Source organism: Chryseobacterium sp. FG46, from assembly GCF_057809135.1.
Map to the genome: position 1 here is coordinate 31206 of NZ_JBMDJJ010000021.1, position 16938 is coordinate 48143.

At 36.1% G+C, this 16938-nt stretch carries 15 protein-coding genes; 3 read left to right on the forward strand and 12 right to left on the reverse strand.

All coding sequences use genetic code 11. From position 1 onward, the window contains the following. The first annotated feature begins 130 nt into the window (after positions 1 to 130). Positions 131 to 1270 (forward strand): aminotransferase class I/II-fold pyridoxal phosphate-dependent enzyme, encoded by a 1140-nt coding sequence (locus ACODR7_RS15515; RefSeq protein ID WP_488840402.1) that lies wholly within the window; start codon positions 131 to 133, stop codon positions 1268 to 1270. A gap of 149 nt (positions 1271 to 1419) precedes the next feature. Here ACODR7_RS15515 and ACODR7_RS15520 read toward each other — a convergent pair whose 3' ends face one another. Beyond that, positions 1420 to 4152, reverse strand: a complete 2733-nt coding sequence (locus ACODR7_RS15520; RefSeq protein WP_488840404.1) for a sodium-translocating pyrophosphatase — start codon at positions 4150 to 4152, stop codon at positions 1420 to 1422. A gap of 135 nt (positions 4153 to 4287) precedes the next feature. Here ACODR7_RS15520 and ACODR7_RS15525 point away from each other — a divergent pair, with 135 nt between their 5' ends. Beyond that, positions 4288 to 6009, forward strand: a complete 1722-nt coding sequence (locus ACODR7_RS15525) for an amidohydrolase (protein ID WP_488840406.1) — start codon at positions 4288 to 4290, stop codon at positions 6007 to 6009. A gap of 82 nt (positions 6010 to 6091) precedes the next feature. Here the strand turns inward: ACODR7_RS15525 and ACODR7_RS15530 are convergent, their stop codons facing one another. The 11 genes from ACODR7_RS15530 to ACODR7_RS15580 all read right to left on the reverse strand — a co-directional run bounded on the left by ACODR7_RS15530 (position 6092) and on the right by ACODR7_RS15580 (position 16128). Continuing rightward, positions 6092 to 6703: an inorganic pyrophosphatase gene (locus ACODR7_RS15530; protein WP_136521555.1), complete on the reverse strand. Its 612-nt coding sequence runs from the start codon at positions 6701 to 6703 to the stop codon at positions 6092 to 6094. 17 nt (positions 6704 to 6720) lie between these two features. Next, complete coding sequence (locus ACODR7_RS15535) at positions 6721 to 7233, reverse strand: DUF7935 family protein (protein WP_076597718.1); 513 nt, start codon at positions 7231 to 7233, stop codon at positions 6721 to 6723. Positions 7234 to 7257: 24 nt separating this feature from the next. Further along, a complete protein-coding gene (locus ACODR7_RS15540; protein ID WP_488840408.1) occupies positions 7258 to 8433 on the reverse strand; it encodes a hypothetical protein in 1176 nt (391 codons plus the stop codon). 83 nt (positions 8434 to 8516) lie between these two features. Then, the gene (locus ACODR7_RS15545; protein WP_488840410.1) at positions 8517 to 9449 is read right to left on the reverse strand and encodes a phytanoyl-CoA dioxygenase family protein; all 933 of its coding nucleotides are present in this window, start codon (positions 9447 to 9449) and stop codon (positions 8517 to 8519) included. A gap of 74 nt (positions 9450 to 9523) precedes the next feature. After that, positions 9524 to 10438, reverse strand: coding sequence for a hypothetical protein (locus tag ACODR7_RS15550; protein WP_488840412.1), 915 nt, complete (start codon positions 10436 to 10438; stop codon positions 9524 to 9526). Then, positions 10435 to 11112, reverse strand: coding sequence for a RadC family protein (gene radC / locus ACODR7_RS15555; RefSeq protein ID WP_488840414.1), 678 nt, complete (start codon positions 11110 to 11112; stop codon positions 10435 to 10437). The genes ACODR7_RS15550 and radC overlap by 4 nt, the downstream gene beginning before the upstream one ends. 28 nt (positions 11113 to 11140) lie before the next feature. Then, positions 11141 to 11719, reverse strand: coding sequence for a murein L,D-transpeptidase catalytic domain-containing protein (locus ACODR7_RS15560; protein ID WP_488840416.1), 579 nt, complete (start codon positions 11717 to 11719; stop codon positions 11141 to 11143). A gap of 16 nt (positions 11720 to 11735) precedes the next feature. After that, the gene (locus ACODR7_RS15565; protein ID WP_076597724.1) at positions 11736 to 12404 is read right to left on the reverse strand and encodes an ABC transporter ATP-binding protein; all 669 of its coding nucleotides are present in this window, start codon (positions 12402 to 12404) and stop codon (positions 11736 to 11738) included. 296 nt (positions 12405 to 12700) lie between these two features. Beyond that, positions 12701 to 14296, reverse strand: a complete 1596-nt coding sequence (locus ACODR7_RS15570; RefSeq protein WP_488840418.1) for a dihydrolipoyl dehydrogenase family protein — start codon at positions 14294 to 14296, stop codon at positions 12701 to 12703. Between the two features lie 84 nt (positions 14297 to 14380). After that, positions 14381 to 15382: a pyruvate dehydrogenase (acetyl-transferring) E1 component subunit alpha gene (gene pdhA, locus ACODR7_RS15575; RefSeq protein WP_114821875.1), complete on the reverse strand. Its 1002-nt coding sequence runs from the start codon at positions 15380 to 15382 to the stop codon at positions 14381 to 14383. A gap of 317 nt (positions 15383 to 15699) precedes the next feature. Beyond that, the gene (locus ACODR7_RS15580) at positions 15700 to 16128 is read right to left on the reverse strand and encodes an NIPSNAP family protein (RefSeq protein ID WP_488840421.1); all 429 of its coding nucleotides are present in this window, start codon (positions 16126 to 16128) and stop codon (positions 15700 to 15702) included. Positions 16129 to 16328: 200 nt separating this feature from the next. Between ACODR7_RS15580 and ACODR7_RS15585 the strand changes: the two genes are divergently transcribed. Next, a complete protein-coding gene (locus ACODR7_RS15585; protein WP_488840423.1) occupies positions 16329 to 16931 on the forward strand; it encodes a phosphatase PAP2 family protein in 603 nt (200 codons plus the stop codon). Positions 16932 to 16938: the final 7 nt, after the last annotated feature.

A 16938-nucleotide genomic window follows, 5' to 3' on the forward strand; every position in this document is an offset into this window, starting at 1 on the left:
TATTGAATCTCAGCATCAATAATCAATAGGACAAAATAATATGCCGTTCATTATAAATCTAACAACACATAGATCTTAAATATGATTTTGATATTAAAATTTTATTATATTTGATTAAAATACAAAATAGATGAATGAAATTTACGGATTTACTCATTATTCTTTTTTCACGGAGATGTCAGAACTGGCAACCAGACACGGAAGTTTTGATCTTTCTTTGGGACTTCCCGATTTTGATATTGATGAGCGCCTGAAAATATTTTTAAAAGAAGCTGCAGAAAAGAATACTCATCATTATGAACCTCTTGCCGGAAATCCTCTTCTGAGGGAAAGCATTATCCGTTTCAATGCAAAAAGAACCCATGCAATTTCTGTTACAACCAAAGAAATCACCATTATCCCGTGTGCAACCTTTGGTTTATATACTTCCCTCAAATCAATTCTTAATCAAGGTGATGAAGTTATCATTATTCAGCCTTCTTATTATACGTATGGGCCTGCTGTTGTTATGAATGGGGGAATTCCTGTTTACTATGATTTTGATGGCGACTTTACAATCCAATGGGATCTGTTCAAAAAATGTATAACTAAAAAAACAAAAGCCATCATTGTTAATTCTCCACAGAATCCAACCGGAAAAGTATGGAAGAAAGAAGACTGGAATCAGCTTTATAAACTGATTAAAGATCACGATATTTATTTAATTTCTGAAGAAATCTATGATACTTATTGTTATGATGAAACAGAGCATTACAGTTCTTTTATTCATCCTGGACTTAGGGAAAAGACTTTCTGTATATTTTCTTTTGGCAAAATGTTTCATACTTCCGGCTGGAAAGTGAGTTATATGCTCGCTTCTGAAAGTTTAACCACAAGATTTCAATGTCATCAGCAGTATATTTCTTACAGTGCGAATGCTCCGGCACAATATGCTATCGCAAAATATCTTGATGTATTCGATCCGGATATCAATAAAAAACTCATGCAAAGGAAAAGAGATATTTTTAGTGAAATGATTAAAGAAACACCTTTTCTGATTGAACAACAAGCCGAAGGAAGTGTTTTTCAGGTAGTAAATTTCAGAAATATTTCTAAAAGCATGACGGATGTGGAATTTTCAAAGTGGCTTACCATTGAGAAGAAGGTTTCTTGCCTTCCAATTTCTGCTTTCTATAATTCAAGGCAAAATTCTGATTATGTGAGGTTTAGTTTTGCTAAAAAAGATGAATTGATTATTCAGGCACTGGAGCATTTAAAAAGAAATCTTTGATGTTTCTCTGTATTTGCTTTCCCCACAGATCGCACAGATCTTCACAGATGATGGTGGATATTTTTTGCATGTTTATATTTTTATGATTTGAATAGATCCGAAAAAAGCACCGCCGGAGCGATGCTTTTCTACTATATTTTATATTGATTCTAGAGAGCCAATACTCTTACATCAATTCTTCTGTTTTTTGCTTTACATTCGTCAGTATCATTAGCTTCACATACAGGATGTTGTGATCCATATCCTTCAGCTTCTATTCTATCTGATGCAATGCCCAGCTCAAGCAGTTTGAGTTTGGCTGTCTGCGCTCTCAGATTGGATAATTTAAGATTACTATCCTCATTACCACTATTGTCTGTATATCCGCCCAATTTTATTTTCAGATCCGGATAAGCATTTAAAATTTCTGACAAAGTATTCAATTGAATTGCAGATTCTGCTTTCAGGTCACTTGAACCTGTTTCAAAATAAAGGTTTTCAATAGTGTACCATTTATTAGGATCTAAAACCGATTTATCTTTTTGTTTCACCATAGTATAAAGTTGGTAAAGCTGGCTTCCATCACCTATAGCAATCGTTTTTCCTCCGTCCAGCTTTATTTTCTGAATATTTCCTGTTTCATACACAAAGTCTCCGTTTTCATTAAGATGTCCTTTAACTTCTCCCGGAACTACGGCAATTATTTTGGTATCAGCACCTACACCTGTTGCAGCGGTAGTTATCCCTGTAAGACTTTCAATTTTTGCTTTTCTGTTGGCTTCAATTTTATCTTTATGTAAAACAGCCAAAGTAGGTGCAATAACAAGAGAAACAATTGACATTAATTTGATCAGGATATTCATAGATGGCCCTGATGTATCTTTAAAAGGATCTCCTACTGTATCTCCCGTTACGGATGCTTTATGAGGTTCCGAACCTTTGTAATAGGTCTGTCCATTGATATCAACTCCTTTTTCAAAAGATTTTTTGGCGTTGTCCCACGCACCTCCTGCATTGTTCTGGAACATTCCCATTAACACACCACATACCGTAGCACCAGCCAGAAATCCTCCTAATACTTCAGGGCCGAAAATAAATCCGATTAATAAAGGGGAAACAATCGCAATCGCACCAGGAAGCATCATTTTTCTGATGGAAGCATCGGTAGAAATGGCAACGCATTTTTCATATTCAGGTTGTGCTTTCCCTTCCAGAATTCCCGGAATTTCGCGGAACTGCCTTCTTACTTCTTCTACCATCGCCATTGCAGCCTGTCCCACTGCGGTAATTGCCAGTGATGAAAAGATAAATGGTATCATTCCGCCCACAAAAAGTCCGGCAAGAACGTCTGCTCTGTAAATATCAATACCATCAATACCTGCAATTCCTACAAAAGCTGCAAATAAAGCCAATGCCGTTAAAGCAGCTGAAGCAATGGCAAATCCTTTTCCGGTAGCTGCAGTTGTATTTCCTACAGCATCCAGAATATCTGTTTTCTCACGTACTTCTTTGGGAAGTTCACTCATTTCAGCGATACCTCCTGCGTTATCTGCAATAGGCCCAAAAGCATCAATGGCAAGCTGCATGGCTGTAGTAGCCATCATTCCTGCTGCTGCAATAGCTACTCCGTAAAGTCCGGCGCACAGATAAGAACCATAAATTCCTCCCGCCAATACAATAATAGGAAGCAAAGTAGATTCCATTCCCACGGAAAGCCCACCGATAATATTGGTTGCATGCCCTGTAGAAGATTGTCTCACAATACTGGAAACGGGTCTTTTCCCCATGGCAGTGTAATATTCTGTAATAATGCTCATTAAAGTTCCCACTACCAGACCTACCATGATAGCTCCGAATACACCCATTTTCGTAAACTCATGACCTCTGAGAACCATTTTTTCAGGAAGGATATAGGTTACCAGGAAATAAGAAGCAATAGCGGTAATTACAATACTTCCCCAGTTTCCAAGGTTTAATGCATTTTGTACACTGGAAGTGGATGACCCTTCATTGTCATTAATTTTCACAAATAAAGTTCCGATCATTGAAAATATAATTCCTGTTCCTGCAATCAGCATCGGCAAAAGAATCGGGGCAAAACCTCCGAAAGCATCATCAGAAACAGTTTCTCTGCCTAATACCATCGTGGCAAGAACTGTCGCCACATAGGATCCGAAAAGGTCGGCTCCCATTCCGGCAACGTCTCCTACGTTATCTCCTACGTTATCTGCAATGGTAGCAGGGTTTCGGGGATCGTCTTCAGGAATTCCGGCTTCTACTTTTCCCACAAGGTCAGCACCTACGTCTGCTGCTTTTGTATAGATACCACCTCCTACTCTTGCAAAAAGGGCGATAGATTCAGCACCCAGAGAAAATCCGGTAAGAATTTCAATGGTTCTTTCCATTTCGTGGGAATCTACGGTAGCTTCAGGGGCAAAAATCTGTTTAATGATCAGAAATAAAGCACCTAATCCTAAAACAGCAAGGCCAGCGACTCCCATTCCCATCACAGAACCTCCGGTAAAAGATACTTTAAGGGCTTTTGACAGTGAAGTTCTTGCTGCTTCTGCCGTCCTGACATTGGCTTTGGTAGCTATTTTCATCCCGATAAAGCCTGCACATGCTGAGAATATAGCTCCTACCACGAAAGCAAGCCCGATACTCCAGTGTGAATTGGCATTCGTTGATCCCATTACTGCTAACAGAATGGCGACGACTACCACAAAGTACGTTAAGATTTTGTATTCAGCCTTTAGAAAAGCCATTGCACCGTCTGCAATATGGCCGCTGATTGTTTTCATTTTTTCATTTCCGGCATTCTGTTTATTAACCCAGTTGCTCTGAAGAAATGTATAAAGCAAAGCTATGACACCAAAAACCGGCACTAACATAAATAGATCCATAGTTTATTATTTTATATTAAAAAATTGAGATTAGTCTTATAAATATAATGAAATTATAAACACATAATAAAATTCACTAATAATAATCTATTATTTTGTAAATTTGTTTCTCACCACAATTTGAATTAATTATTTATGAAAAGGATACTATATACTCTTATTTTATCTGCAGGCATAAGCAGCTGTCATAATAAGATACCCCATGAAAAAGCTGAGATACTCTATTTCGGAGGTCCTATTATAACAATGGAGGATTCTTCTCCCCAGGTTGAAGCTGTAGCCGTTAAAGATGGTAAAATACTTTTTGCCGGAACAAAATCAGAGGCAGAACGCTTTTCGGAGCCGGCCACCAAAATGATTAATTTAAATGGGAAAGCTCTTCTTCCCGGTTTTATAGATGTTCATGGGCATCTTACTTCAAGAGCCGGAATTATGGATGCTATAGACCTGTCTCCAGAACCTTATGGTACGGTGAATTCAATCAAAGATTTACAGAATACTATTAAAAACTATATCAAAAACAATAAAATTACAGATCAACAGCCAATTATCGGAAATGGGTATGATGATGCGATTATGACAGAACACCGTCATCCTACAAAAACAGAACTGGATGCCATCAGCAAAACCAATCCTATTATTGTTATTCATGCTTCGGGCCATGCCAGCGTTGCAAACAGTGCCATGTTACAACTTCTGGGAATAACAGAATCATCAAAAGATCCTGAAGGAGGACACATTGGCAGGGATAAAAAAACAGGAAAACTGAATGGAAAATTAGAAGAGAATTCGAGTTTCACCGCTTTATTGATCTTAATGGAAAAAATGAATAAAGGCAAAGATACTCAGGCTCATGCCATGAAAAATCTGATGAAAGCCCAGGATGAATGGCTCAGCTACGGACAGACTACTATTTGTGATGGGAGAACTATGGGAGAAAGCGTTGCTCTGTTAGAAAAAGCAGCATCTCAACATCTTTTTAAAGCCGATGTCGTTTACTTTCCCGATTATGAGTATTTCAAAAAGGATTTCAGCCGTTTCAAACCGAAGTATATGAAATATGAAAATCGCTTGAAACTGGCCGGATTTAAATTTTCTGATGATGGTTCTCCACAAGGTAAAACGGCTTGGCTTACCCAGCCTTATTTAGTTCCACCTGAAGGTCAGTCTAAAGATTACAAAGGATTTCCCATCTTCACGGATGAAATTTTATATAACGATCTGAAAATACTTTTTCAAAATCATATCACCGCACAGCTTCATGTGAACGGAGATGCCGCAATTGATCAGGCTATACGCGTTATTGAAAAATTAAAAGATGAAAATATTTACAAACCGGAACTGCGTGCAACCTTAATTCATGTACAAAACAGCCGCCCCGATCATATTCAAAAGATAAAAGAATTGGGTCTAATTCCTTCTTACTTTTCTACTCATTCGTATTTATGGGGAGACTGGCATTATTCAAGTGTTTTTGGTCCTGAAAGAGCTGCTTTTATAAGTCCGGCCAACTCAGCATTAAAAGCAGGAATTACGTTTACTATTCATCATGACGCCCCGGTTACACCACCAGATCTGATTACCGCAGTATATGCAGCAGTGAATAGAAAGACGCGTTCGGGAATGATCTTAGGACCTAATGAAAGAATCACTACCATGGAAGCTTTAAAAGCGATTACCATTAACGGAGCCTATCAGTTGCAGGAAGAAAATAAAAAAGGTTCTATTAAAGCAGGTAAAATGGCTGACTTTGTTATTCTTGATCAGAATCCTTTAACGATAAGTCCTGAAAATCTCAGAAATATTAAGGTTCTTGAAACGATAAAAGAAGGAAATTCCGTATACCAAAGAAACTGAATCCATTGATATCATAAAATATTCACAAAGAAAAAGCAGATGAGTTTTCATCTGCTTTTTTATATGCGTTGCGAAGAAAATCTTATCCTCCGAATTTTTCTGCGTAATCAGCCTGAGAAGCTTTGATCACTTTTCTTGCATGCTCAGCTCCGTAAACTTCCTGGATTCTGCATTTTGCAGGCTCATCCGGTAAGTTTTTATACGTCAGGAAGTAGTGCATTAATCTTCTCACTTCAGCTTCTGGTAATTCAGAAATATCTCTGAAATGTCCGAAAGCGTGGTCATTGATCATTACTGCAACAATTTTATCATCCGCTTCACCTCCGTCTATCATTTTGAAACCACCAATTGGAATAGCTTCCATCAATAAACCTCCTGCATGGATATTGTGAGAACTTAAAACACAGATATCAAGCGGGTCATGATCTCCCATTGTTACATCATCAGCTCCGGCCTCTATAGCAAGTTTCATGACTTCATTGTGGCAGTAAGTTCTTGGAACAAAACCATATAAAGCAGGGATAATGTTAGAAAATTTCTGCGGCCTGTCTACCTTCAGATATCCTGTTTCTTTATCTACTTCATATTTAATAGTATCTGAAGGAACAATTTCCACAAATACGTTTACAACATTTGGCGCATCTTCTCCTGCAGAAATTCCGTGCCATGGATGTGCTTTAAAATTTGGAATCATTATTTATCTGTTATTTTTTAAGTTATTATTAAAATTTCTTTTCTTAAATCTTCAATAGTTTCAGCAATATAATCGTTGCTTTCCATATAGTTCATGATGAAAATCGTTTTGAATTCATCCAGCTGAACATCTCCTTTCAACCCGTCATACGTTTTATGAAGCAGTTCTATAATGGCATTTTTAGAGTCTACAATGTTCTTCCATGAGTTTTTTGTGATGTATAACTGCTGTGAAGAGTTATACTCAAATTCTTCATTGATTGCCTTTTCCGTAAGGAAAATAAATTCATGAACAGCCAGTTCTCTGTCAAATCTCTGTATAAGGTTTGACGGTTTCATTCTATCCAGAAATAGTGTCATTCTTTCATAAGAATGTGCTTTGTTCTCTGAATTTGATTTCACAGTGAGTAGTTTGATTTCCTGGTTCTTAAGAGTAATGTATGAATGTACAAATTGTCTGAGCAAAACCAGAAAAGGAATTGCAATAATCAATGCAAATGCATAGGGTAAATATCCTGAGAGACTCGTCATAATTTTAGACTGCAAAATTACTAATTATTTTCCGTCTTCTAAAGAGTTTTTAAAGATATCCACTTTAGAAATTTGTATATACACCAATGCAAGGATAATTAAAAGATAAAAGCCAAGCATCATCCTGTTTACCAGAGACGGAAAAACCAAAAATCTCAGCATAACAGTTCCATAAATAATCGCAAAAAACAAGATCTGGGCCTGGCTTTTTTTATTATGAAACGAAAAACTATCAGCTAAAATGATTACGATGAAAATCAATAAGATTGGAAAATAGGAAGAGTTGAATTCCAACATTATATTGCCTTTAATAAAGTGAATATAATCTGCAAAGGAAAACGGATCAGGCTTTGAAACAGGATAGATCTGAACTTTGGTAAACTGATTCATAAAAAGTGCAGACCATGAAACCTGATTAAAAAGCTGTATTAAAAAGAAGGAAAGAAACAGATAGCCATATGATATCAATAATGGAGCTGTTTTAACCTGAAGTCTGTTTCTGTAAAAATAAATAAGAGCATACATGAATGAATAAAGAATGAAATATTCCGGTCTTGTGAATACACACAGCATGGCCAATATGCCTGAGAAAAATAAATTTTTTCTTATTAAAAAAACATAAAAGCTCAGAAGAAGCAACAGACATGATAAAGAATCTGCTGAAACATGTCGGGCCGACTCTGGCAAAGGCTTGAACAGAGAAATTAAAACAGTAAGGATGAAGGCAAGAGGATAATTCCTAAGAATTTTTATCAAAAAGCTGAAAATCAGAATCAGAATCAATGCATAAGAGATAACTGAAATCAGGGATATAGAGGCAGAAGCACTGAAACCCATTTTAAATAATGACCAGCTGATAAAGTTATAAAAAGGTTTCACCACAAAAAGCTGCAGCTCTTCTTCATAAGCTTTAGGATTTTGCGAGATGATTTTATAATAAGTACTTTCGCCTTCTGCTACTTCTTTCACCATAGGATCTACAAGACCTAATCCTGCAAAATCGGGGTTCTTTTCCCTCAGTTCGTCATAAACCTTCTGATGAATTTCTTCAATTTTCATTTCAGGATATTCCGTTTTATAGATCAGTCCCATATAGGCTTCCATATCAGTGTTGTAATAATGGTGGGTATACAGGTAGTATGACATGGCACATACATACATTGAAAATATAAAAACAAGAATATTCTTCTTTTTTTCCATACACTGATATTAAAAATACAAATGTAAAAAAACTATCCTGTAAATGTGCTTATTGAAAGCTTTTATAAAGAAGGTTCTTCCCATTAAAGTTCAAACAGAGCGGGTCTTTGTGTTACTTCATGATAGCAAACACTATTTTCATCGAAGAAGTGGTATACAAGACTTTTTCTCGTTCTGTTTTTATCTGTGTGAGGTTCTCCACCATGAAGAATATTGGCATGCCAGATTAATAAATCTCCTTTTTTGGCTTTAAAAATTTCTTTTTTTAATCCTAATTCTTTTACTTTTTCCTCAAGGAAGGTTTCATATGCTCTGTAGCTTTTCTTTCCTATTTTCAGGGCTGTGCCTTCATTATCGTAATCAGAATTCAGGAAATAAGGGAGTTTATGGCTTTTAGGAATATAATGAAGCGCTCCGTTACTCTCATCTACATCTTCCAGGGCTATCCATACTCCCAATAATCCACCTAACGGATAAGTAGTCATGTGAATACTGTCAGAATGGGTTTTCTGCTGGCTTCCGTTGATGAAATTGATACTTTGAAAAAGTTTGGATTTTCCGTCAAGCAAAACAGATAAAAAGTCTAACAGTTCTTTATCACTTCCAATATTTTTAATGATTTCTGAATGATGGATCGCAAACATCAGTTTTCCTCCGTAAATAAATTTCAAAGTCCCATCCTCCATCAATTTATCAATTTCAGTATTGATTTGATCCGCCGTTTCCGGAGTGAGAAAATTTCTCAGAATCATATAACCATTCTCATCGTACCGAAGAACACTTTCTTTATTCTCTTCGGAAAGCTTCCTAAAAAAAGGAGTTTCCCTAAGTTTTGTATCATCTAGCGTTCTTTCCCTGGCCGGAAGATGAGCAAAATCTTTACTCGAAATACTTGAAAAATAGTTCTTTTTGATTCCATATTTTTTATACAATGGAATATTGTGCTTTAATTTGTCCTTTTTAAACAAGTTATAAAGCATGTATGATAATTTGTACTGACGAATCTTTTGTAACATAACTGTTTTACTAAGTATTTTTATAAAGTTACGGAATATTACTTAATTAGAACCAATCTAAACAATGCTTTTCATCATAAAAAAGGCTTTCCTCTCAACATAAGATATCCTAACTTTTTGAAAAGATTTTTTTTTGAATTCTCAATAATTCCGTAAGGTCTTAATTCGGGACGGAATCCTCGGAAAAACTCTTCAATGTTTGGCAGATCTCCTCCCTCAAAATCAAAAATATGAGTTTCAATATTTTCTTTAATAACATGATCAATCAATACAGATGCTCCTGATAATTTGACGTAATTTTTATCATTGAAATTCCCTAAAAGCGCTACCATATTACCGTCCGAATAAGTGGCAATCACATTAACAATCTTATGCTGATAGTAAAAAGCTGTAAATTTCAGATAACTTAGCTTATAAAAATTTTCAAAAATTCTCATGAATTCAAAAAGATCATGGTCTTTGTCCATTCCTATCGTATTGGATTCAATAAAAGCTTTTGCTTTTTCATAAGAAATCGTTTTGATTTCGGATTCTTTTAAAACAACTTCATCTAACCGAAGTTTTCGTTTTCTTTTGGGCGAATATCTCGAATATATTTTCTCATAAGCCTCAGGATATAACAAAAAGTTCTTCTTTATTCTGATTTTTGTACGAAGCTGATTGACATCGTTAAAAGAATATGCCCTGATCATATAATTTTTTTCCAGATATTCTAAAAAAGCCTCATTAAGATCCACATTATCTTTAGCGGAAAAAACACCAAGCTGCTGACAAAGCTTAGGATTGTGCACAATTTTCATCCCGTATTTTCTTACAAAAGGGACAGGCATTACTGCTTCGTAATCTTTATAAACAAGAATTTCCCAGGGCATTGTAGAAGTAATATCTAAAAAATGTTTTGCAGCAGAATATTTTCTCTGTTCGGAATTTTCTAAACATTGAGCATATTTTACAAAATCAATTTCATGGTATTTCAATCTTCTAATCATAATAATCCTGCGTCCGAGAAACTAAAATAAGAATCCTGCGTGACAATAATATGGTCTAAAAGCTGAATACTTAATGTATTTCCAGCTTCTTTTATTTTCTGTGTGATATTAATATCTTCCCTACTTGGCTTTAAACTCCCGGAAGGATGATTGTGGGCAATGATAATGCCTGTTGAAAAATGATCCAATGCGCCTTTGTAAAGAGTTCTTACATCCACAATAGACTGGCTGATACCTCCCTGCGTGAGTTGAGATACATGAATCACTTTATTACTATTATTAAGGAAAATTGCCCAGAATTCTTCTGTTCTCAGATCAGAAAGCTGGTTTCTAAGAACTGCATAAGCATCATGGCTATTTCCAATGATTGTTTTTTCCGGAATTTCCTGTAAAGCCCTTCTTCTTCCGATTTCTAAAGCCGAAATAATTGAAATGGCTTTTGATTCTCCGATGCCTTTAAATTTCATCAGATCTTTGGCAGAAAGTAAGCTTAATTCATGCCAGCTATTATTGACAGAAGCTAAAATTTTTCTTGCCAATTCCAAAGCGTCTTCCTCTCTACTCCCACTTCCCATAATAATTGCCAGGAGTTCAGAATCAGAAAGTGAGCTTTTGCCTTTCTGCAAAAACTTTTCTCTCGGTCTGTCATCTTCGGCTAGGAGTTTTATGGCCATGGAAAAAATTATAGATGAATATTATCAATTAATAGAAAGCATATAAAATGACAGGTTTTGTAGAACTATCAATATATTTTGCTGTTTCTTTAAGTGCATTTACTGAAAGCATCGGACATCCCAAACTGAGACATGCGGAAGCCTGAGATTCTACATCTGGAATACATCCGTAAGAATGAAGAACTATTGCTCTTTGCATGGCATTGCTATTGGTAGCATCCAGCCCTGCCAGGCGGTAAGCTTTACCAAATTTTCCTACATAGCTTTCTCCAATGGCATATTTTCCAAGAGATGATTGATAAGAGCCTTCAACATTGCTGAATCTCAAAGCATCCGACTTGGGAACAACAGAACCTGAACCATGAGAAACTACAGCCTTCTGTAGAATTGTATTATTTTTCAGATTATAAATAAAATAACGATACTTCCCGGAGGGAATTTTAAAGTTGATAAAAACAGCCAATTCCTGATTGTACTCTTTTCCTTTAATATAATTTTTAATCTCAGAAATTCTTGTTTGAGGAACACCCAATGGGTTCAACTGCTGAGATTCAGCCTTTGAACAGGAAATTACAATTAAAAGAAGAAAAATAAAGTGTTTCATCATCTGGTATGGTATACTGCTACTCTATAATCATTCCGTCTTTCATAACGAGCTTACGGTCTGTTATCTCTGCAAGATTCGGGTTATGTGTTACAATCACAAAAGTTTGATTATATTTATCTCTAAGATCAAAAAATAATCGGTGAAGATCATCTGCATTTTTAGAATCCAGGTTACCTGTAGGTTCATCTGCAAAAATGATTTTCGGTGAGTTGATTAAAGCTCTTGCTACAGCAACCCTTTGCGCCTCTCCACCTGAAAGCTGGTTGGGTTTATGATTCAGTCTTTGCTCTATCTTTAAATCTTCAAATAAAGCATATGCTTTTTCAAGAGCTTCTCTTTCATTGGCTCCTGCTATTTTAGTCGGAAGCAAGACATTTTCCAGCGCTGTAAACTCCGGAAGAAGCTGATGAAACTGAAATACAAACCCTATATTCTGATTTCTGAATTTCGACAGCTGTTTATCATTCATATTAATAAATGATTCTCCTGCTATTTCAATCTCAGTATCATATTTGTTTGACTGGGTTGGATGATCCAAAGTTCCTAAAATCTGCAACAATGTAGACTTACCTGCCCCCGATTCTCCTACGATAGAAACCACCTCACCCATTTTGATGTGAATATCAACACCTTTCAGTACTTCTAAATTCCCATAAGATTTATGGATATTTCTTGCTTTAATCATGATTCAAAAATAGTGAATTGCCTGCAAATAAAAAACCGCTTTTTGAAGCCGTTTATATTTTATTTCAGTTTTACGGTTATTATATTTTCTTAATCCATTTATATCAGACTTTTTCTTTATTTTTTTAATTATTTCCGGTATATTTTTATGTAAAATTTATACAAAAAATAATGCTTCCTCTTTTCAGAATTTCATTTTTCTAAACCTATAAGGTTTAGCTAGAGATCTGCATTTTAATTTACAAAAAACAAAAAACCTCCCGATTTGGGAGGTTTTACTATTTTCATTTCAGAAAATTACAGTAACAATGTTAATGGACTTTCTAAATAGGTTCTTAATGTCTGCAGGAACTGAGCACCTGTAGCACCGTCTACCACTCTGTGGTCACATGCCAATGAAAGTTTCATGGTGTTTCCAACTACGATCTGACCATCTTTTACGATTGGCTTCTCAATAATTGCTCCTACTGAAAGGATTGCAGAGTTTGGCTGGTTGATGATACTTGTAAATGTCTCGATTCCGAACATTCCTAAGTTAGAAATTGAGAATGTAGATCCTTCCATTTCATTAGCTTTAAGACCTTTACTCTTAGCTCTTGAAGCCATATCTTTTACGGATGCAGAAATCTGAGTATACGTCATCTGATCTGTATTTTTCAATACTGGAACTACCAATCCGTCCGGAATAGCTACTGCTACACCAATGTTGATATTTCCTCTGTGAATGATCTTATCACCTGCCCAGCTTGAATTTACCTGAGGATGTTTTCTTAAAGCAATTGCAGTCGCTTTAATAATCATATCATTGAAAGAGATCTTAGTATCAGGTAAAGAATTGATTTCTTTTCTAGCCTCAATTGCTTTATCCATATTGATCTCCACCATCAGATAATAGTGAGGGGCAGAGAATTTACTTTCAGAAAGACGTTTTGCAATGATATTTCTTACTTGTGAGTTTGGAGTCTCTGTATCTTCACCCTGTACAAAACTTACTGCAACAGGAGCAGCACTTGGCGCAGGAGCTGAAGCAGCTGGTTTCGCAGCTGGCTGATAATTTTCAATATCTTTTTTAACGATTCTTCCGTTTTCACCAGATCCCTGAACACTGTTGATATCAACGCCTTTATCCTGAGCCATTTTCTTAGCCAGTGGAGAAATTGCGACTCTGTCAGAAGATGAAGAGTTCGCAACCGGAGCAGCTTTTTCTTCCGTTTTAGCTTCTGATTTCTGTTCAGCAGGTTTTTCAGTTGACTGACTCGCTGCTTTTGGAGCACCTACAGCGGAAACATCTGTTCCCGCAGGGCCAATGATCGCCAATACGGAATCAACCGGAGCAGCACCTCCTTCTTCAACACCCTGCTTCAATAATACTCCATTGAATTCAGATTCGAAATCCTGTACCGCTTTATCTGTTTCGATCTCAGCAAGAAGGTCTCCTTCTTTTACTGTATCACCTACGTTTTTGTGCCATTTAGCTACCTTACCTTCTGTCATTGTATCAGAAAGTCTTGGCATGGTAATAATTTCTACTCCTGCCGGAACTTCTGCAGCAGCTGGCGCAGTAGTTTCTGCTTTAGGCTGTTCTTCTGATTTTTTTTCTTCAGTTCCAGCACTGGGAGCAGCAGCTCCACCTGTTAATCCTGAAATATCTTCTCCTTCATTCCCGATAATAGCTAAAACAGAGTCTACAGCAGCAGCAGCTCCTTCTTCTACACCTACGTATAAAAGGGTACCTTCTATTTCAGATTCGAAATCCTGAACTGCTTTATCAGTCTCAATTTCAGCTAAAATATCTCCTTCTTTTACTTTATCTCCTACTTTTTTATGCCATTTTGCCACCTTACCTTCCGTCATTGTGTCGGACAGGCGGGGCATCGTAATTACTTCTGCCATAATCTATATTGATTTGAGATTCGAGATTTGAGATTTGAGATTTCAGAAATTTCAAACTTCAAATTTCAAATTAATTTTTATTTTTTAGTTTTCTAATTTGTCTAGGAATGGATAGTCTTCCTGAGCATATACATACTCATAGATTTTTTCTGCATCCGGATACGGAGAGTTTTCCATAAATTCGATACACTCTTCAACAAAGTCTCTGGACTTGTTATCCATCGCTTCCAATTCTGCTTCTGTAGCCCATCCGTTTTCTAAAATTCTATGTTTTATCAATTCGATCGGGTCATCATTTTTATGAAGAGCTACTTCTTCTTTAGATCTGTATGGCTCAGCATCAGACATTGAGTGTCCTCTGTAACGGTAAGTTCTTGCTTCAATGAAAGTAGGTCCGTCTCCTCTTCTTGCTCTTTCAATAGCTTCGTAAGCAGCTTCTGCTACTTTTTCAGGATCCATTGCATCTACAGCAAGGCAAGGCATTTCGTATCCTAAACCTAATTTATAGATATCTTCGTGGTTGGCAGTTCTTTTTACAGAAGTTCCCATTGCATATTGGTTGTTTTCCACAACAAATACCACAGGAAGCTTCCAGTTCATTGCCATATTGAAAGTTTCGTGTAAAGAACCTTGTCTTGCAGCACCATCTCCAAAGAAACAGATGTTCACTGCTTTTCTGTCAAAATATTTATCTGCAAAAGCAATACCTGCACCTAATGGAATTTGTCCTCCAACGATACCATGTCCTCCGTAAAAACGGTGTTCTTTACTGAAAATGTGCATAGATCCACCCATACCTCCGGATGTTCCTGTAGCTTTACCACAAAGTTCAGCCATGATTCTTTTAGGATCCACGCCCATCGCCATTGGATGAATGTGACATCTGTAAGCAGTAATCATACTGTCCTTTGTAAGATCCATTGCATGTGTAAACCCGGCAGGGATAGCTTCCTGACCGTTATACAAATGTAAAAATCCTCTGATCTTTTGTTTTAGGTAAAGAGAACGGCATTTGTCTTCAAACCTTCTCCACATTGTCATATCTTCATACCACTTCAGGTATACCTCTTTAGAAAATTCTTTCATGTGTTAGCTCTTGCTTTTTTATGATGAAATAGTTGAGCAAAATTATGAAAAAAACTTTGTTTTTATTCTATACATACATAACTTTTCGATTTTTCTGTAAAATCTATTTGCGGGCTGTATGGATTATTCTTAATTTCCGACCCCTTGGAAGGATGATAAAGCAGCATTTTATTCTTTGTCTTCCTCCCGCGACCTATCAGGGATCAGCCTATCCATAAGGCTTTTCCGAAACAACAGTTGATTCGGAGATATTAGAATTCATTACATTTTGTTCTTCTATTTCATTCCTCTTTAATTATTGTTAATATATATTTTGGTTATTTCAACAGCTTCTTTTCCGGAGAAAAACCTGCAAGTTTCAGGGTTCTGTCTTCAATTTCATTAACGAAATTACCATATTGCCCTGCAGTTCTGACTTTAATTTCTTTCCATACTATATCTGCCATAAATCCTTCCCACGCAATTTTCATTGCATGTTCATCTTTCCACTCAAGCAGGTAGACAAATTCTGTCTTTTCCTGAAACTCCGATTCCCAGATCGCTACAATGGTAAATCCATATTTCTTCATTATTCTCCACGCATGATCCCTGAAGCGGTCAGGGAATACCTGTTTGTTTTCCTTCGGAATTTCATATATTCTTAATTGATGGATAGGTTGTAGCGTAGAAATATTTTCCTTGGAGTTCTTTTGACCCAAAGTAAAGTATCCTAAGATTAACATTAATAAAGTGAATAGATGTTTCATGATAATGATGATTAAAACAGATCAATTAAAATTAAACATTTCATTCAAAATTTAATATTAATTTAAAAAATGAAAAAAAGCAAAATGCACTAAAACCTATTGGTAATGAATTATTTTCTGAATTCACCCATCCATTTCAACCTCCTTTTCCTCCTTGTTTTTTGAGGTTATAATGGTATATTTGATTTTTAAACTTAATTATGGAAGAAAAGCAGTCTTCATTCTTACACAACATTTCAAAAGTCATTTCTGATTTTTTTAATCCTTTAGTTTCTCTGATTATTTTTTTTGTATACATGAGCCTCAGGGAATATTCTCTGAAAGATTCTATTCTTTATTTTCTGCCTGTATTATTAATGATCATCATTCCTGTAGTTGTATGGCTGGTATGGAATGTGAAAACGGGAAGATATACCAATATGGATGTGTCCAACCGGGTTCAAAGAAAGACGTTATATATATTTATTGCAGTGTGCGTGATTGCTTACCTTCTTTTTAATTACATCAGAAACGGGTATATTGATCTTGTCATGCTGTTTATTTTAGTCCTTCTTTTCGCACTTCAGATCAGCAATCTTTTTATCAAAAGCTCGATGCATACAGCCTTTAACGTATTTGTGGCAGCACTCTTTTTCTCACTGGAATGGAAAATGGGTCTGATGTGGCTGGGAATCGCTATTTTGGTCGGAATCACCCGTGTTATATTAAAAAGACATACCGTGAAAGAAGTATTTATGGGGGCTGGAATAGCTTTTCTGGTATCTTTTATCTATCTTTATTGCAATATTCAATTTCAACATTAGAATACTC